Origin of the sequence: Thioalkalivibrio sp., assembly GCF_007692535.1 — a bacterium.
In the GTDB taxonomy this organism is placed as follows: domain Bacteria; phylum Pseudomonadota; class Gammaproteobacteria; order Ectothiorhodospirales; family Ectothiorhodospiraceae; genus Thioalkalivibrio.
The window spans coordinates 1-21605 of record NZ_REBW01000052.1 but is presented as its reverse complement, the minus strand read 5'-3'; the positions used below and the strand labels follow the sequence as shown (position 1 = coordinate 21605).

The 21605-nt window shown below is 67.6% G+C and carries 18 protein-coding genes; 14 read left to right on the top strand and 4 right to left on the bottom strand.

The window, feature by feature from the left end; all coding sequences use genetic code 11:
* Positions 1-82: 82 nt before the first annotated feature.
* A complete protein-coding gene (locus EA346_RS01180) occupies positions 83-1450 on the bottom strand; it encodes an NAD-dependent succinate-semialdehyde dehydrogenase (protein ID WP_296754608.1) in 1368 nt (455 codons plus the stop codon).
* Positions 1451-1650: 200 nt separating this feature from the next.
* Here EA346_RS01180 and EA346_RS01175 point away from each other — a divergent pair, with 200 nt between their 5' ends.
* From EA346_RS01175 to EA346_RS01130, 10 genes are all read left to right on the top strand, one after another.
* Complete coding sequence (locus EA346_RS01175; RefSeq protein ID WP_296754605.1) at positions 1651-2592, top strand: complex I NDUFA9 subunit family protein; 942 nt, start codon at positions 1651-1653, stop codon at positions 2590-2592.
* 13 nt (positions 2593-2605) lie between these two features.
* Positions 2606-3850 (top strand): multifunctional CCA addition/repair protein, encoded by a 1245-nt coding sequence (locus EA346_RS01170; protein ID WP_296754603.1) that lies wholly within the window; start codon positions 2606-2608, stop codon positions 3848-3850.
* Positions 3851-3920: 70 nt separating this feature from the next.
* Entirely contained in the window at positions 3921-4577 is a 657-nt protein-coding gene (locus tag EA346_RS01165; RefSeq protein WP_296754600.1) for a protein-L-isoaspartate O-methyltransferase, read from the top strand.
* A 121-nt stretch (positions 4578-4698) separates the two neighbouring features.
* A complete protein-coding gene (locus tag EA346_RS01160; protein WP_296754598.1) occupies positions 4699-6021 on the top strand; it encodes a TolC family outer membrane protein in 1323 nt (440 codons plus the stop codon).
* A gap of 10 nt (positions 6022-6031) precedes the next feature.
* Complete coding sequence (locus tag EA346_RS01155) at positions 6032-6601, top strand: isochorismatase family protein (protein ID WP_296754611.1); 570 nt, start codon at positions 6032-6034, stop codon at positions 6599-6601.
* Between the two features lie 59 nt (positions 6602-6660).
* Entirely contained in the window at positions 6661-6807 is a 147-nt protein-coding gene (locus EA346_RS01150; protein WP_296754595.1) for a hypothetical protein, read from the top strand.
* Between the two features lie 7 nt (positions 6808-6814).
* Entirely contained in the window at positions 6815-7666 is an 852-nt protein-coding gene (locus EA346_RS01145; protein WP_296754593.1) for an ATPase, read from the top strand.
* Complete coding sequence (locus tag EA346_RS01140; protein WP_296754590.1) at positions 7666-8736, top strand: homoserine O-succinyltransferase; 1071 nt, start codon at positions 7666-7668, stop codon at positions 8734-8736. Before EA346_RS01145 ends, EA346_RS01140 begins: the two co-directional genes overlap by 1 nt.
* A 46-nt stretch (positions 8737-8782) precedes the next feature.
* A complete protein-coding gene (locus EA346_RS01135) occupies positions 8783-10102 on the top strand; it encodes an MFS transporter (protein WP_296754587.1) in 1320 nt (439 codons plus the stop codon).
* A 4-nt stretch (positions 10103-10106) separates the two neighbouring features.
* The gene (locus EA346_RS01130; protein ID WP_296754585.1) at positions 10107-12023 is read left to right on the top strand and encodes an ATP-binding cassette domain-containing protein; all 1917 of its coding nucleotides are present in this window, start codon (positions 10107-10109) and stop codon (positions 12021-12023) included.
* On the opposite strand, the gene EA346_RS01125 is transcribed toward EA346_RS01130, so the two are convergent.
* Entirely contained in the window at positions 11987-13963 is a 1977-nt protein-coding gene (locus tag EA346_RS01125; protein ID WP_296754582.1) for a GNAT family N-acetyltransferase, read from the bottom strand. The two genes, EA346_RS01130 and EA346_RS01125, sit on opposite strands and share 37 nt — an antisense overlap.
* Positions 13964-14384: 421 nt before the next feature.
* On the opposite strand from EA346_RS01125, the gene EA346_RS01120 reads away from it, so the two are divergent.
* A complete protein-coding gene (locus EA346_RS01120) occupies positions 14385-14588 on the top strand; it encodes a cold-shock protein (protein WP_006746338.1) in 204 nt (67 codons plus the stop codon).
* Positions 14589-14804: 216 nt separating this feature from the next.
* On the opposite strand, the gene glnA is transcribed toward EA346_RS01120, so the two are convergent.
* Positions 14805-16214, bottom strand: a complete 1410-nt coding sequence (glnA, locus tag EA346_RS01115) for a glutamate--ammonia ligase (RefSeq protein ID WP_296754579.1) — start codon at positions 16212-16214, stop codon at positions 14805-14807.
* 191 nt (positions 16215-16405) lie between these two features.
* Positions 16406-17626: a cation diffusion facilitator family transporter gene (locus tag EA346_RS01110; protein WP_296754577.1), complete on the bottom strand. Its 1221-nt coding sequence runs from the start codon at positions 17624-17626 to the stop codon at positions 16406-16408.
* Between the two features lie 192 nt (positions 17627-17818).
* Here EA346_RS01110 and glyQ point away from each other — a divergent pair, with 192 nt between their 5' ends.
* From glyQ to EA346_RS01095, 3 genes are all read left to right on the top strand, one after another.
* On the top strand, positions 17819-18733 hold the full coding sequence (gene glyQ, locus EA346_RS01105) for a glycine--tRNA ligase subunit alpha (RefSeq protein ID WP_296754573.1): 915 nt from the start codon (positions 17819-17821) through the stop codon (positions 18731-18733).
* A gap of 56 nt (positions 18734-18789) precedes the next feature.
* Positions 18790-20871: a glycine--tRNA ligase subunit beta gene (gene glyS, locus EA346_RS01100; RefSeq protein WP_296754571.1), complete on the top strand. Its 2082-nt coding sequence runs from the start codon at positions 18790-18792 to the stop codon at positions 20869-20871.
* 9 nt (positions 20872-20880) lie between these two features.
* Positions 20881-21605, top strand: a 725-nt coding sequence (locus tag EA346_RS01095; protein ID WP_296754568.1) for a lysophospholipid acyltransferase family protein, incomplete at its 3' end; no start/stop codon positions are given.

Sequence of the window (21605 nt, the reverse complement as noted above, 5' to 3'; positions counted from 1 at the left end):
CGCTCCGAAGCCATGAGAACTAGTGCTCTGTCGGTAACGGTTCGCCCGGCGCTCGTTCGTCGCCGTTGAGCCGCGTGGCCCACTAGTCGACCCAGACCGTCTTCGCGTTGACGAACTCGCGGATGCCGAGGGCGGCCAGTTCGCGCCCGTAACCCGAGTCCTTGACACCGCCGAAGGGCAGTCGCGGATCGCTCTTCACAATCCCGTTCACAAAGGCACAGCCGCACTCCAGCCGGCGCGCGACCTGCTCGCCACGGGCCCGGTCGCGGGTCCAGACGCTGCCGCCGAGCCCGTAGCGCGAGGCGTTGGCCAGCGCGACCGCCTCGTCGACATCCGCCGCCCGCGTCACCGCCGCCACCGGCCCGAAGGTCTCCTCGTCGAAGGCCGCCATGCCGGGCCGGACCCGGTCCAGCAGCGTCGGCGCATAGAAATAGCCGTCACGGTCCAGTGCCTCCCCGCCCGCGAGGCAGGCGGCACCGGCGTCCACGCTGCGCCGCACCTGATCGTGCAGATCGTCGCGGAGATCCGGACGCGCCAGTGGACCGAGGTCCGTGTCCTCGGCCATCGGATCGCCGACCTTGATCCGCTCGATACCGTCCCGCAACCGGGCCACGAAGGCATCCGCGACCGACGCCTCGACGATGAAGCGCTTCGCCGCGATGCAGGTCTCGCCGTTGTTCTGAAAGCGCGCCTTGACCGCCTGCTCCGCGACATGGTCCAGGTCGGCATCGGCGAGAACGATAAAGGCATCCGATCCGCCCAGCTCCAGCACCGTCTTCTTCAGGGACTTGCCGGCCGCCGCGGCGACCGCGCGCCCGGCGCCCTCGGAACCGGTCAGGCTGACGCCACGCACGCGCGGATCGGTGATCACCCCTTCGACGGCGTCGGAGCCGATCGCGAGGTTCCGGAACACACCCTCGGGGAACCCGGCGTCGTTGAACACTTCCTCCAGCGCCGCCGCACAGCCGGGCACGTTCGACGCGTGCTTCAGCAGCACGGTATTCCCTGCCAGCGTCGCCGGAATGGCCTGGCGCAGCGCCTGCCAGTAGGGGAAGTTCCAGGGCATCACCAGCAGCACCGGCCCCAGCGGCTGCCAGGCCACCAGCGAGCGCCCGGCGTCCGAGGCAACCATCTGGTCCACCAGGAAGTCCGGACCATGGCCGGCGTAGTACTCGCAGGCCACGGCGCACTTCTCCACCTCGGCCCGCGCCTCGGTCAGGCGTTTGCCCATCTCCTCGGTGGCCCGCCGCGCCAGCGGTTCCGACTGCTCGCGCAGGGCCCTGGCCAGTTGCTCCAGGAAACCGGCCCGCTTGCCGGCCCGCAGCCGCGACCATTCCGGGAAACGCTCGGAGGCCCGGGCCACGGCCCGGTCGATACCCGCCGACGGAAGCACCGGGTAGGCGCGGATACGTTGGCCCGTCGTGGGATTCACGCTGATCAGTTCGCCCATGAGTGACATACCTCGTATTGGCTGCCCTGCGCCGCGATGCGCCGCCACAGGGCGTTGGCACGTCATCGAAGTATAGAGGACCCCGACTGCAGGCACCTGTCCTGCTCGCGAAGGAAAATGGCAGTCGCACGCATGCCGCGTCGCTCCGGGCACGTTACTATAGGGCGGTCGATCATGAATCCAGGAAGGTTGGGCAGGCCATGTCGATCCATCACGTCTCCATCCTCGGCGGCACCGGCTTCGTCGGCCGCTACATCGTGGCGCGACTGGCGGAAAGGGGGATCCAGGTCCGCATCCTGACCCGTCACCCCCAGCGGCACCGGGACCTGAAGGTGATGCCTCAGGTAGAACTGATGGCGGGCGATACACATGATCCCGCCACGCTGAGCCGCTTCTTCGCCGGCAGCGATGCCGTGATGAACCTGGTCGGCATCCTGAACGAAAGGGGTCGCGACGGCGCCGGATTCCGGGAGGTCCACACCGATCTCACCGAACGGGCACTCGCGGCGGCCGAGGCCCAGGGTGTTGGCCGCTTCGTGCAGATGAGCGCGCTGAAGGCGGACATGCCGGACCCGCCCAGCCACTACCTGCGCAGCAAGGCCGCGGCAGAACGCGCGGTCTTCGCGGCAAAGGCCTTCCCGGTGACGGTGTTCCGACCCTCGGTGATTTTCGGACCCGAGGACTCCTTCCTGAACCGTTTCGCCGGCTTGCTGAAGATCGCGCCGGTCATGCCGCTGGCCCGCGCCGACGCGCGTTTCGCGCCGGTCTTCGTCGGCGACGTTGCCGACCACTTCGTGAACTGCCTGGAAGATCCCGATACCTACGGCAAGGGCTTCGAACTGTGTGGACCGCGCATCTACACCCTGCGCGATCTGGTCCGCTACACCGGGCGGCTGACCGGGCGTCGGCGTCCGATCATGGCCCTGCCCGACTGGGCGGGAAAGATCCAGGCCACGGTCTTCGAATTCGTGCCGGGCAAGCCGCTCTCGCGCGACAACCTGGCCTCGCTGTCGGTGGACAGCGTCTGCACCGGCGAGACCCTGCCCTGCCCGACCCTGCTCGAGAGCGTTGCACCCGCCTACCTCGGCCAGGAGGGTCTCCAGGCCCGGCTGCAGCGACTGCGCATGGGCCAGCGCGAGTAGCAGGCCCAACGTCATGGAGACATTCCTGGTCGGCGGCGCGGTGCGTGACCGCCTGCTGGGCCGGCCGGTCCACGAGCGCGACTACGTCGTGGTCGGGGCGACGCCCGAAGAAATGGAGGCCCGGGGTTTTCGGCCGGTCGGGCGCGATTTCCCGGTCTTCCTGCACCCCCGGACCCACGAAGAATATGCCCTCGCGCGCACCGAGCGGAAGACAGCCCGCGGCTATCATGGCTTCGCTTTCAACGCCGCACCGGAAGTGACGCTGGAAGAAGATTTGGCGCGCCGCGACCTGACCATCAACGCGATGGCCGAGAGCGGCGACGGCCGCCTGATCGACCCCTTTGGCGGACGCCGCGACCTCGAGGCGCGCGTGCTGCGCCACGTCTCGCCGGCATTCGCCGAGGATCCGGTGCGCCTTCTGCGCGTGGCCCGGCTCGCTGCGCAACTGTCGCCGTTCGGCTTCACCATCGCATCTGAGACACACGATCTGATGCGCGAGCTGGTAGCCAGCGGCGAGGTCGACGCCCTGGTCCCCGAGCGGGTCTGGGCAGAGTGCGAGAAGGCCCTGGCCAGCCCCGCGCCGGTCCGTTTCTTCGAGATCCTGCGCAGCACCGGCGCCATGCCAGCGCTGTTTCCCGAGGTGGCGCAACTGTTTGGAGTGCCGCAGCCGCCACGCCATCACCCGGAAGTGGACACCGGCATCCACACCTTCATGGTCCTCGAGCAGGCCACCCGACTCAGCCCGGCCCCCGAGGTGCGTTTCGCCGCGCTGGCGCACGATCTGGGCAAGGGCAACACGCCTTCCGAGATCCTGCCCGGTCACCACGGCCACGAGGAGCGCGGCGTGACGCTGATCCGCGACCTCGCGCAACGGCTGCGAATCCCCAAGCGCTACCGCGATCTCGCGATCAAGGTCGCGCGCTACCACGGCCTGGTGCATCGGGTCTTCGAGCTGCGCCCGAAGACGGTACTGAAGCTGTTGGAGGGCGTCGACAGCCTGCGCCGCCCGGAGGGTCTGGAGCCCTTTCTGGCGGCGGTTGAGGCCGACTTCCGGGGCCGCGCCGGGTTCGAAGCGCGATCCTATCCCCAGGCCGACGCGGTGCGTCGTGCCTCGCGTGCGGTCGCCGCGGTGTCGCCGGAGCCTCTTCTGGCAAAGGGACTGCGGGGCGAGGCGCTCGGCGAGGCGCTGCGCCGAGCCCGAATCGCGGCAATCGCGGCGCTCGGCCTCCAGCAGGAATCCGGCGCACGGGGAACCTGACGCCCAACTTGCCTCCCGGACCCGGTCGCCGTACCCTTCGACCGGTTTCACGCTTCCCGAGGATCAGCTCATGGATTTCGCCCACGCGCGCAACAACATGGTGGAACAGCAGGTTCGTCCCTGGGACGTGCTGGACATGCGCGTGCTGGACGTGATGGAGGATCTGCCACGGGAACGGTTCGTGCCCGAGGGTCGCGAGGGCCTCGCCTACGCGGATACCGAGATCCCGCTGGGTCAGGGCGAGTCCATGCTGGCGCCCAAGGTCGTGGGGCGCCTGCTGCAGGCGCTCGCGCCCGGCCGCAGTGACCGGGTGCTGGAGATCGGCACCGGATCCGGCTACGTGACCGCCTGTCTCGCGCGGCTCGCCGCAGGCGTGGACAGCGTGGAGCGGATCGACGGCTTCAGGCTTGCGGCAAGGGCCCGGCTCGACGCGCTTGGCGTCGACAACGCCCAGCTGCGAACGGGGACGATGACCCCGGACTGGTCGCCCCCCGGCAGGCGCTATGACGTGATCAGCTGCAATGGGGCGATGGCCGAGTACGACCCCTGCCTGCAGTCCCACCTGAGCCTGGGTGGCCGCATGTTCGTGGTGGTCGGCATCCCCCCGGTGATGGAGGCGCTGCTGATCATCCGGGTCGCCGAGGACAGCTACCGCACGGAGAAGCTGTTCGAGACCGGCCTGAAGCCGCTGGTGGGTTTCGAACGGAAGCGAGAATTCGTCTTCTGAGAGCCCCGCGGCAACCCGCCCGCGGCACCACCGGTTTGGAACGGGTCAACGTCCGCCGCATCCCCATATGGCGCACGCTCTGCTAGCATAGGGCGATCCCGTCCGCACCGGAACCGACGCCATGAAGACCCTCCGCACGCTGAGTGCCGCCGCCCTCGTCTGCACGCTCTGGACATTGCCTGCCCAGGCCGAGGATCTGCTTCAGGTCTTCGAACGCGCGCAGCAGCAGGACGCGGAACTGCGCGCGGCCGAGGCCGAATACCGCGCCATCCTGGAGAGCAGACCGCTGGCCCGCTCGGCACTGCTGCCCCAGGTCTCCGCCGATGCCGAACTGGGCGCCTTCTATTCCGACCCCGATCCCGGGTCGAGCGTCGACGGCACGCGGCGCAGCATCGGCCTTGAACTCAACCAAAGCCTCTTCGACCGTCGCAATACCATCGGGTTGCGCCAGGCGGACCTGCAGATCGATCGCGCCGCGGCCAACCTGGATGCCGCCCGCCAGGACCTGATCCTGCGCGTGTCCGAAGCGTACTTCGGCGTGCTGGTCGCGCAGGAGACCCTGGAGTTCCGGGTCGCCGAGCGCGAGGCCATCGGCCGGCAGCTGGAGCAGACCCAGCGCCGCTTTGACGTCGGCCTGATCGCGATCACCGACGTCAAGGACGCCCAGGCACAGTTCGACCTGGCGGGTGCCGCCGAGATCGAGGCGGAGAACGCGCTGAACCTGGCCCAGGAACAGCTGGCAGTGATCACCAACCGCTATTACGACACCCTGGCGGCGCTCGGGGAGGTCCTGGACATGGTCAGTCCCGAGCCACTGGACCCGCAGCAGTGGGTTGCCGCAGCCCTGGAGACCAACCAGGAACTCCGCGCACAGCGCCTTGCCACCGAAACCGCGCGCGAACAGATCGCGCGCCAGCGCGCCGAAGGCCTGCCAACCCTGGGATTGGGCGCATCGATCACCGATACCGGGTACTCGGGCGTGGGTGGCGCGGACGCGAGGGGACAGTTCATCGATCGCACCGACAGCCAGATCGGCCTGCGCCTGCAGATCCCGGTGTACACCGGCGGCCGGGTCAGCGCCCTGACGCGCGAGGCCAGGGAAGAGTTCGAGGCCGCTCAGGAGGGCCTGGTGCTTACCGAGCGACGGACCGTGCAGAACACCCGCAGCAGCTATCTATCGGTGATCGCGAACGCCTCCCGCGCCCAGGCCCTCGCGCAGGCCCTCGAGTCCACGCAGGCCGCCTTCGAATCGGCCGAGGCCGGCTTCGAGGTCGGGACGCGTACCCAGGTTGACGTGCTGCTGGCTCTGCGCGAGGTTTTCCGCGCCCAGCGGGACTTCTCGGAGGCCCGCTATGGCTACCTGCTGGAAACCCTCCGGCTCCAGCGCGCGGTGGGCAGCCTGAGCGTCGCGGACCTTCAGCACATCAACCAGTTCCTGGAATGAACCGGTGAGCGTGCGGGCCGCCGGTGTCGATCCGACCCGGCTTTGCGACCGAAGGCATTCACGCCTGCTGCTGATCGATCTGCAGGAGCGGCTGCTGGCGGCCATGCCCGAAGACGAGCGTGCTGCGGTGGAGCGCAGCACCGGCCGCCTGATCGAGGCGGCGCGTCTGCTGGATGTGCCCGTCGAGGCCACACTGCAATATCCGCAAGGACTGGGTTCGATCACCGCTCCACTGGAAGCGCTGCTCGGCGCCGGCGACGGGCGCACCGAGAAGACGGCGTTCTCCTGCTGCGCCGCCGATGACCTGGTCAGCCGCCTGACCGGCGCCGACGTGATCGTCTGCGGCACCGAGACCCACGTCTGCGTACTGCAGACGACGCTGGAACTGCTCGCCGCCGGCGAAACGGTGTTCGTCGTCGCGGACGCGGTCTGCAGCCGCGACCCGCAACTGAAGACCAACGGCATCGAGCGGATGCGCGCCGCCGGGGCGGTGATCACCAACCACGAATCCGTCCTGTTCGAATGGCTGCGCGATGCCGCCGACCCCCAGTTCCGGGCCGTCAGCCGGCTGATCCGCTGAAACCATGGACCGACCGTGCATGGCGACCAGGCCGCCATCCAGACCGAGGAATCTCTGCAATGCGTTTTCTGGGTAGTCTGCTTCTGGGAATCTGGCTGGTCCTGTACGGACTTCGCGGACTGCTGCATCTCCAGTTCCAGTACGACCACTACGTGATGAGCGCCCTGGCCCTGGCCGCCGGGGTCCTCCTGATTCTGCGGAGGTGACCCAGACATGCGCCTGACACCCGCGGAGTACCGTCGCCTGCCGCACCGGCGAATCACCCTGCTCGGCATGTCCGGCGTCGGCAAGACGTACCTGTCGAACATGCTGCGGCGCGAGGACTGGTTCCACTACTCGGGAGACTACCGCATCGGCACCCGCTATCTGAGCGAGCCGATCCTGGACAACATCAAGGCGCAGGCGATGCAGGTGCCCTTCCTGCGTACCCTGCTGCGCACGGATTCGATCCAGATCATCAACAACATCACCGTCGACAACCTCAATCCGGTCTCCAGCTTCCTGGGCAAGCTGGGCAATCCGGAGCGCGGCGGACTCTCGCTGACGGAGTTCAAGCGCCGCCAGGCCCTGCACCACGAGGCCGAGGTGAGTGCGATGCTCGACGTACCCGATTTCATCCACAAGGCCCAGGTCCTGTTCGGTTACCCGCACTTCATCAACGATGCCGGCGGATCGGTCAGCGAACTCGAGGCACCCGAGGTCCTGGAGACCCTGGCCCAACACACCCTGATCATCTACATCAAGGCATCCGAACAGAACGAGCGCGAGCTGATCGCGCGCGCGGAGCGCGACCCGAAGCCGCTGTACTATCGCGAGGCCTTCCTTGACGAGCAGCTCACCCGCTACATGGTCGCGCACGAACTCGAATACGTGGCACAGATCGACCCCGACGACTTCGTACGCTGGGTCTTCCCGCACCTGTTCCGTGCCCGCCTCCCCCGCTATGAGGCCATCGCCCGGGATTACGGCTACACCATCCTGAGCAGCGAGCTGGCGCAGATCGATAGCACAGCCGAGTTCGACGATCTGGTGGAACAGGCGCTGGAGCGCGAGGGACCCGACTGATGCCACTGGTCGCGCATACCGACCTGCCCGCCTTCTCCCGGCTGCGCGAGGAGGGCGGGACCGTGTTGCCCTCCGATTACGCCCTGCACCAGGACATCCGCGCTCTGCACATCGGCCTGCTCAACATGATGCCCGACGCCGCGCTGGCGGCCACCGAGCGCCAGTTCTTCCGCCTGGTCGGCGAGAGCAACCAGATCGCGCAGTTCTACGTGCATCCGTTCACTCTTAGGGAACTGCCGCGTGGCCCGGGCGGCCAGGCCCACGTGGAGCAATACTACGAGACCTTCGAGACCATCAAGCAGTCGGGGCTCGACGCCCTGATCATCACCGGCGCCAACGTCAACCAACCCGACCTGGCCATGGAGCCGTTCTGGGAACCGCTGGCCGAAGTGGTGGACTGGGCCTGGAACAACGTAACCTCCACCCTGTGTTCCTGCCTGGCAACCCATGCGGTGATGCAGGCACGCTACGGAGAACGGCGTCGGCACCGCGGTGCGAAGCTTTGGGGTGTCTTCGATCACCGCGTGGTTGACCGTGGGCACCCCCTGGTGGCGGGAGTCAACACCCGCTTCGACGTGCCGCATTCCCGCTTCAATGACGTCTCGCGCGAGCAGTTTGAACGTCACGAACTGAAGGTCCTCGTCGAAAGCGAACGCGCCGGCGTCCATCTGGCGGTGTCGCGGGACGGCTTCCGCATGGTCTTCTTCCAGGGCCATCCGGAATACGACAGCATCAGCCTGTTGAAGGAATACAAGCGCGAGGTCGGTCGCTTCGTCAACGGTGAGCGCGAGGACTTTCCGCCGCTGCCGGAAAACTACCTAGCGCCACAGGCGGCCGCGATCCTGGACGAACACCGCGAGCGGATCGAGCAGGCCCTGCAACGGCGGGCACCGGCGCCGCAAATGCCGGAGGCCCTGCTGCTGAACCGGCTCGACAACACCTGGCACGACAGCGCGCTGGCGGTGGTGAACAACTGGATCGGCAACGTCTACCAACTGACCCACCACGATCGCCGGATACCCTTCCGCCACGGCATCGACCCCGCAGACCCACTCGGCTGGCGCCGCTGACCAAACCGCAACCAGCCCCTCGGGCCGGACCACGATCGAGAGCAACGTGCAGCAATCCCATTCCACCGACCCGCCATTGATCGGTCTTTACGAGACGATCGCGGGCGATGAAGACGCCCGTGTCTGCAAGGACATCCCGGAAGCGGCCTGCGACGCCCAGCCGATCAACTTCTTCGTCCACCTGGTCTCCAACACGCTGAGCAAGATCGGCGACGAGCTTGCCTCCGCACGCCTGGTACTGGCCTGGATGCTCGGCGCCCTGGGCGCCCCGGCGGCTTTCGCGGGGTTCCTGGTGCCGATCCGCGAGTCGGGTTCCCTGATGCCGCAGCTCTTCGTGGCCGCGGCGATCCGCCGGCAGCCGGTACGCAAGTGGTTCTGGGTCGCGGGCAGCATCGGCCAGGGGATCGCCGTGGCCTTGATGGCCGTGGTCGCAGTGACCCTGGAGGGCGCGGCGGCAGGATGGGCCATACTCGTTCTGCTGACGCTGTTCGCACTGTCGCGGGGCGTGAACTCGGTGGCCTCCAAGGACGTCCTGGGAAAGACCATCGCCAAGACCCGCCGCGGCACGGTGATGGGCTACGCGGCCTCCGCGGCGGGCTTCGCGACGCTGGGCCTGGGTCTCTACCTGAGCCTGGCCCAACTGGAGGATGCCGGGATCGGGGTCTTCGTGGCACTGCTCGCGGCGGCGGCCGGGGTCTGGTGGCTCTCCGCACTGACCTTTGCCGGTCTTCGCGAACACCCCGGGGCGACCGAGGGCGGCGGCAACGCGGTTGCCGAGGCGCTGCGCTCACTGAACCTGCTCTGGCAGGACCGTGATTTCGGCCACTTCGTGCTCACCCGCGCGCTGCTGATGAGCACCGCCCTGGCGCTTCCCTTTTATGTCCTGCTGGCGGAGGATGCGACCTCGGGCAGCTTCGTCACGCTGGGCCTGCTGATCGTCGCCACAGGACTCGCCTCGGCGCTCAGCGCACCGATCTGGGGCCGGGCGTCGGACCGCTCGTCGCGCTGGGTCCTGATCGTCTCCGGGCTGATCGCCGGGTGTCTGGGTATCGGTCTGGCGCTGATGAGTTGGGCCGGACTGGCCTACGCGCTGGACGGCTGGTTCTATGCCACACTGTTCTTCATCCTCGGGATCAGCCACGCCGGTGTGCGCCTCGGCCGCAAGACCTACCTGGTGGACATGGCAACCCAGGAGACCCGTGCCGCATTCACCGCGGTCAGCAATACCGTGATCGGCGTTCTGCTGCTGGTCGGGGGCCTGTTCGGCCTGGTGGCGCAGCTGGCCGGAACCGAGTTCGCAATCCTGCTGCTCGCATTTTTCAGCCTCGCCGGCGCCATCAGCGCCTGGCGCATGCCCGAGGTATGACGCGTTGGCTTTACTGACTCTGAAAGGTATCCGCCTGGCCTACGGCATGGCGTCACTGCTCGATGGCGTCGATCTGAGCCTGGAGCCGGGCGAACGCGTCTGCGTTGCGGGACGCAACGGCGAGGGCAAGTCCACGCTTCTGAAGATCCTGGCCGGGCAGATCCAGCCCGACTCCGGGGAGGTCACGCGCCGAGACGGCCTGGTCACCGCCTACCTGACCCAGGAACTGCCGGAAGACGTGCACGGCAGCATCTTCGACGTGGTGGCCGAGGGACTGGGCAGAAATGGCCTGCTGCTGGAACGGTTCCATCACCTGAGCCTGGAGGCCGCACAGGGTGACCTGAAGGCCCTGGAGGCGATGGGCCGGGTGCAGGTCGAGCTCGACGCGGTGGACGGCTGGTCGTTGCAGAACCGCGTGGAGACCACGCTTTCGCGCCTCGAATTACCCGCGGATCAGCCCTTTGCCGAGCTCTCGGGCGGGTTGCGGCGCCGGGTCTGGCTGGCCCGGGAACTGGTTCGGGCACCCGACCTGCTGCTGCTCGACGAGCCGACCAACCACCTCGACATCGCCGCCATCGCCTGGCTGGAGGGGATGCTGGCCGGCACCGCGATGACCGTGGTCTTCATCACCCACGACCGCAGTTTCATGGAGCGCCTCGCCACCCGCATCCTGGAACTCGACCGCGGCCAACTGTACGAGCACCCGCCCAGCCTCGAGGCCTTCCGGCAGCGCCAGGCCGAGCGCCTGGAGACCGAGATCCGCCAACGTGCCGAGTTCGACAAAAAGCTGGCCCAGGAGGAAACCTGGGTGCGCCAGGGCATCAAGGCGCGGCGCACCCGCAACGAAGGCCGGGTCCGGGCACTGGAACAACTGCGGCGCCAGCGCGCGGAGCGCCGGGAGCGGCAGGGACAGGTGCGCCTGGCGCTGAGCCCGGAACAGCGGTCGGGAAAGCGCGTGATCGAGGCGGAAAAGGCCAGCTTCGGCTACCCCGGAAAGATGGTCGTGCGCGAACTCGATCTGCTGCTGCAGCGGGGCGACCGACTCGGCATCGTCGGACCCAACGGCGCCGGCAAGACCACCCTGCTGCGCGGCCTGATCGGGCAGCTTGCGCCGCTCTCCGGGACCGTGACCCTGGGCACCCAGCTTGAGATCGCCTACTTCGACCAGACCCGTGCGCAACTGGATGAAGGCGCCTCGGTGCAGGATGCCGTCGGCGAGGGTCGCGACCGGGTCACCGTCAACGGCAACACCCGCCACATCCTGAGCTACCTCGAGGACTTCCTGTTCCCGCCGGCGCGGTCGCGGCAGCCGGTCTCCGCGCTCTCTGGCGGCGAGCGCAACCGGCTGCTGCTGGCCCGGCTGTTCCTGCGCCCGGCGAACCTGCTGATCCTGGACGAACCGACCAACGATCTGGACGTGGAGACGCTGGAACTGCTGGAGACCCTGCTGATCGAGTACACCGGCACGGTGATCGTCGTCAGCCACGACCGCGCCTTCCTGGACAACGTGGTCACGAGCACCCTGGTGCTGGACGGCAGCGGCGGCGCGGAGGAATTCGTCGGAGGCTGGTCCGACCTGCCCGAGCGCGTAACGGCACCACTGCTGGTGACGCGGATCCAGGCCCCCGAAAGATCCGAGCCGGCACCGCGCCCGGCCGCGAGCGAACCCCGGCCGGCGACCCGCGCCGGCCCCGTGACGCGCAAGCTGTCGTACAAGGACGCGCGCGAACTGGAACAGCTCCCGGCGCGGATCGAGCGGCTGGAAAAACAGCGCGAGGTCCTTGCGGCGCGGCTCTCGGACCCGGAGTCGTTCCGGGAGGGCGGCGCGGGCGTCCAGGAACTGCAGCGGGAACTCGAGACCCTGGAACAGGAACTTGCCGCAGCCTACGCGCGCTGGGAGGCGCTGGAAAGCCCGGATTGAAGGACCACGCGAACCGCGCGCCGAAGCGCGCGGATCACCCCGGCACGCCCCGATTCGCCCGCCAGAATCGAGAGTTCGGGCCAGTCACGCAGATCGCGTAGCGCTGCCGCAAGCAGATGCGCATCACGCACAGGCAGGCGGTCGAGTACCCCGGCATCGGCCTCCAGCCAACGAAACAGGGCCGGCAGCGCCAGTTCGAAGGGACGCCCGGCGTCGGCGAAGCCCAGGATGGACTCGGCGTCGGCCAGGGCACCGTGCCATTGCGGCGCCGGCAGATCCTGCTGCACCGCAGATGCCGTGCCTGACTCGAGCGCGCGCAGCGGACCCCCGCGCCAGATCGGCCAATCCACCGCAACCTGGCCGCGCAGCAGGCGCAGTTCGTCGCGCGCCCGGGCATCCAGGCCGCGGAGCACCACCGCCGCGTGAAGCCCACTGGTGGTCTCACGCTGGAATCCGATCCGCAGGGTACGGAACCCCGCAGCGTTCCAGAAACGCAGCAGGTCAGGCCGCGCGCCAAAGCTCGCACCGACCATCGCAAAACCCTGACGGCGGGCAAAATGCTGTACGGCACGCAGCATGCGGGTCCCGAGCCCACGACGCTGCCATTGTGGGTGTACCGCGATCCTCGCCACCCGCAGCGCAGGGCGGCGGGCCGCATCGAGCGACCCATGCCCCGCCAGCACGCAGGGCAGGAAGTGTCCTGGCGGCCGCCTCTCGCCACGCCAGACCGCGCGCGCCAGCACAGGATCGAGCCCCGGCTCCGACCGCGCCAGGACCACCCCCAGCAGTGGTCCGCCTCCGACTGGCTCGAGCAGGCCGACATGCCAGCCCGGGCCGTCGAGCCAACGCTGCAGGTCCGACGGCCGGGTGCGGTAATGGGCGTCCGAGAGCAGCCCCACGACCGCGGCAAGACGCCGTTCATCCCGTTCCAGCCGGTCCCCGGAAACCCAGCGCATGCGCCCGGCGGGTTGCCTTCCCGACACTGCGGGCTCCGCCTCCGCATCCAGCAGGAACAGCCGGTTGATCCAGTCCTCGAGAGGGTCGTTCGCGGGCCAGCGGACCGGCCGTTCCAGACGGAACTCGCGCAGCCGGTGCCCGCGCTGACGCAGGGCCTCGAGGAAACGCAGGCGAAAACCCCGACCACTGCCCTCGAAACCCGCCGTGGTCGTCGCAAAGACTACTCTCGGGGCAACCTGGGCCAGCGCCAGCAGACGGTGCACCGGCAGTGCAGCGGCCTCGTCGACAACCAGCAGGTCCGGCCGGGCTCGGTCCGCCAGCAGCTGCGCCGGGGCCACGTAGACATCGGAGATGCCGCGACCGCGACGGCGCTGCGGACCCGAAGGCGAAACCCATCCGGCCAGCAATGGCTGAATCGCGGCGGGGTTCGGCGCCGTCACCCGCAGGTCGAAGTCGCCGAGGGTCTGCCAGTGACCGACCAGCGCACCCAGCAGCGTCGATTTGCCCCTGCCCCGCGGAGCCGTGATCACCACGCTCGACCCTTCGTCCCGTGCTGGCAGTTCCACCACCTCGCGAAAGACGCGAGCCTGGCCCGCGTTCAGGCGCAGCCGTCCGCCGCGGCGGATCGGCCGGGGCGCCGGCAGCGCAACGTCCGCGTCCGGCCACTCGACGATGTCTTCCTGCAGGAATCGTTGCAGGCGATGCGCAAAGGGCGTCGGGGCAGGCGAGCCAACCAGGAGCAGGAACACACCCCCGCCGCGCAACAGCCCGGCCGCGATCGCCAGGGCATCGGCCGGAAGGTCGCGACCCGTCTCGAATACGAGAGCATCGAGCTCGCGCCCCAGCCAGTGTGCTGCCTGCGCCGGCTGCACCCCGTCCACCCCTGGCGGTATCCGGGTACCGAACCAGGCCACACCACCCTCGCTGGCCAATCCGCGGATCCACTCCGTCGCTCGCGCAACGGCGGCGCTGGAGTCGCTCAACGCAATCAGGCGGCGCGGACAGGACGTTTGCAGAGGCGCAGAGAGCATGGAATTCCATGATACCGCCGGCGGGAAGCGACCGTGCCACGGTGGCGACGAAAGGCGGCAGAACTGGCAGGCGTGTTCCGCTCGAATGCGGGCGCGTCCAGGGGAACGTGAAGGATCATGCGGGAAGTCCGGGCAGAACGTTCGATGACCGGGCCTGTGTGATCGGCCCGGTCATCTCATTCCCTATGCGACCGACCGCAAAAGGAACAACAAAACATTTGTTGGCGTTCTTCCTGAGCGAAGCGTATAGTCAGGCGCGTGAGGGTTCGCTCAGCAACATCTTGCCGGTAGTTTCTGTATCCGCAGCTGCTCCCGATGACTGTTGCCACCGAGTCGCTCACTTTTTGTTTCCTAGGTTACGAGGTTTATAGTTGTGAATACTGGTGTCGTGAAGTGGTTCAATGAGAGCAAGGGTTTCGGTTTCATCACCCCCGATGATGGCGGCAAGGATGTCTTCGTGCATTTCTCCGCAATCGATGGAAGCGGTTTCAAGACCCTGGCAGAAGGGCAGAAGGTTTCTTTCGAAATTCAGCAGACCCCGAAGGGCCTGGCCGCTGGTGCGGTGAAGGCGATCTAAGGGCAATGCCCGCAACCCAGGGTAACCCCCTGGGTTGATCCGGCCGCCCCTTGGGGCGGCCTTTTTTTTGCTCCTCCCCAGGCTCTTCCTGTAACCCGCCGCAGCGATGGCAGCACAGACCTGGGCCTCGGCACGGGGCCGAAAAACAAAAGGGCCGCACCACGGGGGCACCGCGGCACGGCCCTGATGGTCGCGGCCTCCGCCGCGTTTACACGCTTACAGGCTGTAGTACATGTCGAACTCGGCCGGATGGGTGGTCATGCGGATCCGGGTGACCTCCTCCATTTTCAGGCTGATGTAGGCATCGATCATTTCGTCGGTGAATACCCCGCCTGCGGTCAGGAACCCACGGTCCTTGTCCAGCTCGGCCAGCGCCTGATCCAGCGCGTGGCAGACCTGCGGGATGTTCTTCTCCTCTTCGGGCGGCAGATCGTAGAGGTTCTTGTCCATCGCATCCCCGGGGTGGATCTTGTTCTGGATGCCGTCGATACCGGCCATCAGCATCGCCGCGAACGCCAGGTAGGGGTTGGCGGTGGAGTCCGGGAAACGGACCTCGATGCGGCGGCCCTTCGGGCTCATCACGAACGGGATGCGGATCGACGCGGAGCGGTTGCGCGCCGAGTAAGCCAGCATCACCGGGGCCTCGAAACCGGGGACCAGACGCTTGTAGCTGTTGGTCGATGCGTTGGTGAAGGCGTTCAGGGCGCGGGCGTGCTTGATGATGCCGCCGATGTAATACAGCGCCGTCTCGGAGAGACCGCCGTACAGGTCGCCGCTGAACAGGTTGCTGCCGTCCTTGGACAGGGACATATGCACGTGCATGCCCGACCCGTTGTCACCGACGATGGGCTTGGGCATGAAGGTCGCGGTCTTGCCGTGCACGTGGGCCACGTTCTGGATCACGTACTTGAGAATCTGCACCTCGTCGGCCTTGCGCGTGAGCGTGGCCGCACCGACACCGATCTCGCACTGACCTGCGGTCGCCACCTCGTGGTGGTGTACCTCGGTGTGCAGGCCCATCTCGGTCATGACCTCGCACATGGTGGAACGGATGTCGTGCAGGCTGTCCACCGGGGGGACCGGGAAATAGCCGCCCTTTACGGTCGGACGATGCCCGATGTTGCCGTCCTCGTAGACCCGCTCCGAGTTCCAGGAGGCCTCGCTGGAGTCAACCTTGCAGTAGGATCCGGAGAGGTCCGTACCCCACTTGACGTCGTCGAAGACGAAGAATTCGTTCTCGGGTCCGAACAAGGCCGAGTCGGCGATGCCGGTGGAAGCGAGATAGGCCTCCGCACGCTTGCCCAGGGACCGCGGGCAGCGATCATAGCCCTGCATCGTGGCGGGCTCGACCACGTCGCAGCGCAGGTTCATGGTCAGGTCCTCGAAGAACGGGTCCAGCACCGCCGAGGCGGCATCGGGCATCAGGATCATGTCCGACTCGTTGATGCCCTTCCAGCCGGCAATCGAAGAACCGTCGAACATCTTGCCGTCTTCAAAGGTGCCCTCCTCGATTTCGTGGGCGGGCACGGTGACGTGCTGCTCCTTCCCCTTGCTATCGGTGAAACGGAAGTCGATGAACTTGACTTCCTTTTCCTTGATGGTATTCAGCACGTCGGCTGCGGACATGGAGTTTCTCCTTTCGTGTTGGCTTGAGAGTGTGCGATGCATGCCCGACCCGGCGGCACGTCCTCCGAGTATCGCGCATGATTACAGAAGCTCGTAAGCAGGGTTTGTGCCAGCATCACGGTCTGCGTTTTCCGGCCGTATGATGACACCACAACGCGTCGGCTGCACCAAAAAGAACAGCAAACGCACCATCAACGTGCATGATCGAATCCGGGTTGCACATTCCTGGTGCGGCCACGGTACAGGATCAAGACCTCACCGAGTTGATCTTCCATACCCGGGCGCCCCCGGACCAGTTCGGAGAGTTCGACGGCACGCTGATTCAGATAGGCACCGTCGTGCTCGTCGTCCAGGCGCAGCGTCACCGTGATGTGGATCCGCCCGCCCAGGTAGTGCAGACCCACCTGCTCGATCGCTGCCAGCTCCGGCTGATCCGCCCAGGCGGCCCGGATGTGCTCGGTGACGTCGGGCCGCAGCGGCAACCCCACCGTACGCAGCTGCTCCTCGTCGTTCTCCGGATCGACGTGCACCGTCACGTCGCGCAGCGTGGACATGCTGGACATCACCGCGCGATAGACCTCGTCGGCGATCTGATGCCCCTCCGAGACCGAGATCCGCGGCGCCACCTGGATGTGCACGTCGGCAGCCGCCTCGTTGCCCAGTTTCCGGGTGCGCAGCATGTGCGCGCTCTTCACCCCCGGCACCGAAACAATGGCGTTGTGAATGGTCTCGACCTGCGCCGGCTCGAGCGCGGTGTCGATGAGTTCCGCCGCGCTGTTGAAGATCAGGCGCCAGGCCATGTGCAGGATGAAGATCGCCACGATCAGCGCCGCCACCGAATCCAGCCACGGCCAGCCGGCCAGCGCCCCACCGATGCCGACCAGCACCACCAGCGAGGAGATCGCGTCCGAGCGGTGATGCCAGGCATTGGCCTGCAGCAGCGGGGACTGTATCCTCCGCGCGACCCGGACCGTGTACTGGTACAGACCCTCCTTCGCCACGAGGGTCAGCACCGCGAATGCGAGCGCAGGCGCCGCGGGGCCGGTGAGCGTCTCCCACGCGATCAGACGCTGGCCGGCAGCCCAGGCAATCCCGATCGCGGCGAGGGCCAGCAGCAGGCCGACGACGATCGTTGCGAGGGTTTCGATCCGACCGTGACCGTAGGGGTGATCCTGGTCCGGAGACGCGGAGGCCTTGCCCGCCGCGAACAGCACCACTCCGTCGCTGATCAGGTCCGACAGCGTGTGGACGCCATCCGCGATCAGCGCCTGGGACTGGAACAGCCAGCCACTGACGATCTGGGTGACTGCCAGCAGCGAGTTGACCGTGGCCCCGATGATGGTCGCAAGCCGGGTCGCCCGATAGCGCACCTTGCGGGAGCCAAGGGGGCTGCCCGCCGAATCGGCAATCACAGACCCGCCTTCCGTACCAAAGGTGTATTCATCTTCGTCGCCGTCATCCTGCTGCGCATTGTAGACAGTGGTTTCCGCGCTGTCGTCGCCGCATCCCGCAACGGCCCGACCCGGATTTTCCGCCGCCAACGGTGGCCGGCACCCCGCGCCGACGGATATACTGCCGGCTTTTCCTTGCTATTCAGGCACATCATGCAACAGTCCTCGGTGACCTTTCAGGATCTCATCCGGCAACTGCAGGATTACTGGGCGCGGCAGGGCTGCGTGCTGCTGCAGCCATACGACATGGAGATGGGCGCGGGAACCTTCCATTCCGCCACCTTCCTCCGTTCCATCGGTCCGGAGCCCTGGCGCACCGCCTACGTGCAGCCGTCGCGCCGCCCGACGGACGGCCGTTACGGCGAGAACCCGAACCGACTGCAGCACTACTACCAGTTCCAGGTCCTGCTGAAGCCATCGCCGCCCGACATCCAGGAGCTCTACCTGGGTTCGCTCCGGCATCTCGGCTTCGACCCGACCGTGCACGACATCCGCTTCGTCGAGGACAACTGGGAGTCGCCGACACTGGGGGCCTGGGGCCTTGGCTGGGAAGTCTGGCTGAACGGCATGGAGGTGACCCAATTCACCTACTTCCAACAGGTGGGCGGACTGGACTGCCGGCCGGTGTCCGGCGAGATCACCTATGGCCTGGAACGCCTGGCGATGTACCTGCAGGGGGTCGAGAGCGTATTCGACCTGGTCTGGACCGAGGCACCCGACGGCACCGTGGTGACCTACGGCGACGTCTATCACCAGAACGAGGTCGAGCAGTCGATCTACAATTTCGAACACGCCGATCGAACTGCGCTGTTCGCCGCCTTTGACACCCACGCCTCCGAGAGCGAACGCCTGATCGGACTCGGCCTGCCGTTGCCCGCCTACGAGCAGGTGCTGCGCGCCTCGCACAGCTTCAACCTGCTGGACGCGCGCGGCGCCATTTCGGTGACCGAGCGGCAGCGCTACATCCTGCGCGTGCGGGAACTGGCGCGCGCGGTCGCGGCCGCCTACTACGCAAGCCGCGAGCGTCTCGGTTTCCCGATGCTGCGACGGCACCCGGACGCCGCCTGATCTCCGCAAACCCCGATCGACGCCCACACCCAAGCAGGACCCACCTGGAAAACGACATGGACGATCTGCACCCTCTGCTGTTCGAAATCGGCATGGAGGAACTGCCGCCGAAGGCGCTCCTGTCCCTGCGCGATGCGCTGCGCGACGACTGCCTGCGGCGGCTGGGCGAGGCGGGCATCGAGCCTTCGGGGGTCACCGCCTTTGCGACCCCCCGGCGTCTCGCGCTGCTGCTGGAGGACATCCCCGCGCGTCAGCCGGACCAGGTGCAGGAACGCCGCGGGCCGGCGGTGGCGTCTGCATTCGATGCCACCGGGGCACCGACCCGGGCCGCCCAGGGCTTCGCGCGCTCGTGCGGGGTCGCGGTCGAGGACCTGGAGCGGGAGAACACCGACAAGGGTGAGTACCTGATCCATCGGGAAGCGCACAAGGGGGCCGCGCTGGAGCAGCTGCTGCCGGAAATCTTCGCGGCCAGCCTTGCGGCGCTGCCCACACCCAAGCGCATGCGCTGGGGAGCCGGCGAGGTCGAATTCGTCCGTCCGGTACACTGGCTGGTGGTGCTGCACGGGGAGCGCCTGATCGAGATGGAGGTCCTGGGCCTGCACAGCCGTCGCGCCACCCGCGGGCACCGCTTTCACTGCCCCAAGGAGATCGAGCTCGTGCATGCGCGCGACTATGCGGATGTCCTCCAGCATGACGGGGTCGTACAGCCGTCGTTCGAGGACCGCCGCGAGTCCATCCGCGGCCAGATCGAGGCCGAGGCGGAGGAAGCCGGCGGCCGCGCGCTGATCGACGTTGGACTGCTGGACGAGGTCACGGCCCTGGTCGAGTGGCCGGTGGCGCTGACCGGCAGCTTCGACGCCCGCTTCCTCGACGTCCCGCAGGAGGCACTGATTTCGACCATGCAGGACAACCAGAAGTACTTCCCGCTGGTGGACGACTCCGGCCGCATGCTCCCCCGCTTCATCGTGATCAGCAACATCCACTCGCGCTATCCCGAAGCGGTACGCAGCGGCAACGAGCGCGTATTGCGGCCACGCTTCGCCGATGCCGAGTTCTTCTGGGAGCAGGACCGCCGGGAGACGCTCGCCAGCCGCGAACCGTGGTTGGCGACAGTCGTGTTCGAGCGCCGCCTGGGTACCCTGGCCGACAAGTCCTGGCGGCTTGCCTGCCTGATGGAAGAACTCGCCGCCCCGATGGGACTGGAGCCGGAACTCGCCCGTCGTGCGGCCGTGCTGGCGAAGTGCGACCTGGGTTCCCGCATGGTTTTCGAGTTCCCGGAACTGCAGGGCACGATGGGCCGCTACTACGCGCTGCACGATGGCGAGCCGGAGCCGCTGGCGGAGGCGCTGGAGCAGCACTATTGGCCGCGCCACGCCGGAGCGGCCCTGCCCGAGGGTCCGCTGGCGCAGGCCCTGGCGCTGGCCGACCGGCTCGACACCCTGGTCGGCATCTTCGCGATCGGGAAGGATCCCTCCGGGGCCAAGGACCCGTTCGCACTGCGCCGTGCGGCCCTAGGGTTGCTGCGCATCCTGGTCGAACGCGAGTTGCCGCTGGCACTGACGCCGCTGCTGAACGCCGCGGCGACGGCCGTCGCCGAGCGGGTTCCCGACGCCCCCGCAGCCGTCCCACGGGTGCGCGCCTACATCCTGGAACGCCTGCGCGGCTATCTGCTCGACCAGGGCATGGCGCCGGAGGTCTTCGAGGCCGTGGCCGCGGTGGATCCGGACGCGCCGCTGGACTTCGTGCGCCGGGCCCGTGCGGTGCAGCAGTTTCGGGAGCGCCCGGAGGCGGAGGCGCTGGCGGGCGCGAACAAGCGCATCCAGAATCTGCTGCGCAAGGCCGAGCAGGAACAGCATTGCGAAGTCGATGAAACGCTGCTGCAATCACCCGCCGAGCAGTTGCTGCTGGAGGCGCTGCGCGGGATCGAGCCCGAGGTCGCGGCGGCGGTGGAGCGCGGCGATTACGTCGCCGCGATGGAGGATCTCGCGGGCCTGCGTGCGCCGGTCGACGCCTTCTTCGACGACGTAATGGTGATGGTCGAGGATGCTGCGCTGCGCGCGAACCGCCTGGCGCTGCTGGCGCGCCTGGCACATCGCTTCGACTCGGTCGCCGACATCTCGCGACTGGCGACGGGCTAAGGAGCCGCGATGTTGCTGCGAGTGCGCGCGCTGCTGTTCTGGCTGGGCTTTGCCGGCTCCGTGATCGTCTTCGGCCTGCTGGTCGCGCCGCTGTTGCTGCCATTCGGCTTCCACAGGCGCTACCGGGTGCTGTCCCAGTGGACGCGCTTCAGCCTCTGGTGGTTGGGCGTCACCTGCGGTCTGCGCCACCGCGTGCACGGGCGCGAGCACCTGGAGCAGAGCGAGGCGGCGATCGTGATGGCCAAGCACCAGTCCGCGTGGGAGACGATCGCGCTGCAGCAGATCCTGCCGCCACAGGTCTGGGTGCTGAAGCGGGAATTGATGCGCATCCCCTTCTTCGGCTGGGCCATCGGCATGGTCGATCCGGTGCCGGTCGACCGCAAGGCCGGGCGGCGTGCACTGGAGCACCTGGTCGAGGCGGGCATCGACCGGCTCGGCCGCGGCCTTTGGGTGGTGCTGTTTCCGGAGGGGACCCGCGTCGCCCCGGGAGAGCAGGGCAAGTACCGTATCGGCGGCGCGGTGCTCGCCGCGCGCAGCGGCCACCCGGTGATCCCGATCGCCCACAACAGCGGCACGTTCTGGCCGCGCCATAGCCTGGCCAAGAAGCCCGGCGTCATCGACGTGGTCGTCGGCCCCCCCATCGCGACCAAGGGCCGCAAGCCGGAGGCGATCCTGGCCGAAGTCGAACAATGGATCGAGACCGAGGTGGCGCGGCTGGAGGGGCGCCCTGTTCC

Bases quoted from the DNA above. Each gene is read 5' to 3' on its own strand.
- EA346_RS01180 (WP_296754608.1), bottom strand. From the start codon at position 1,450: ATGGGCGAACTGATCAGCGTGAATCCCACGACGGGCCAACGTATCCGC.
- EA346_RS01175 (WP_296754605.1), top strand. From the start codon at position 1,651: ATGTCGATCCATCACGTCTCCATCCTCGGCGGCACCGGCTTCGTCGGC.
- EA346_RS01170 (WP_296754603.1), top strand. From the start codon at position 2,606: ATGGAGACATTCCTGGTCGGCGGCGCGGTGCGTGACCGCCTGCTGGGC.
- EA346_RS01165 (WP_296754600.1), top strand. From the start codon at position 3,921: ATGGATTTCGCCCACGCGCGCAACAACATGGTGGAACAGCAGGTTCGT.
- EA346_RS01160 (WP_296754598.1), top strand. From the start codon at position 4,699: ATGAAGACCCTCCGCACGCTGAGTGCCGCCGCCCTCGTCTGCACGCTC.
- EA346_RS01150 (WP_296754595.1), top strand. From the start codon at position 6,661: ATGCGTTTTCTGGGTAGTCTGCTTCTGGGAATCTGGCTGGTCCTGTAC.
- EA346_RS01145 (WP_296754593.1), top strand. From the start codon at position 6,815: ATGCGCCTGACACCCGCGGAGTACCGTCGCCTGCCGCACCGGCGAATC.
- EA346_RS01140 (WP_296754590.1), top strand. From the start codon at position 7,666: ATGCCACTGGTCGCGCATACCGACCTGCCCGCCTTCTCCCGGCTGCGC.
- glnA (WP_296754579.1), bottom strand. From the start codon at position 16,214: ATGTCCGCAGCCGACGTGCTGAATACCATCAAGGAAAAGGAAGTCAAG.
- glyQ (WP_296754573.1), top strand. From the start codon at position 17,819: ATGCAACAGTCCTCGGTGACCTTTCAGGATCTCATCCGGCAACTGCAG.
- glyS (WP_296754571.1), top strand. From the start codon at position 18,790: ATGGACGATCTGCACCCTCTGCTGTTCGAAATCGGCATGGAGGAACTG.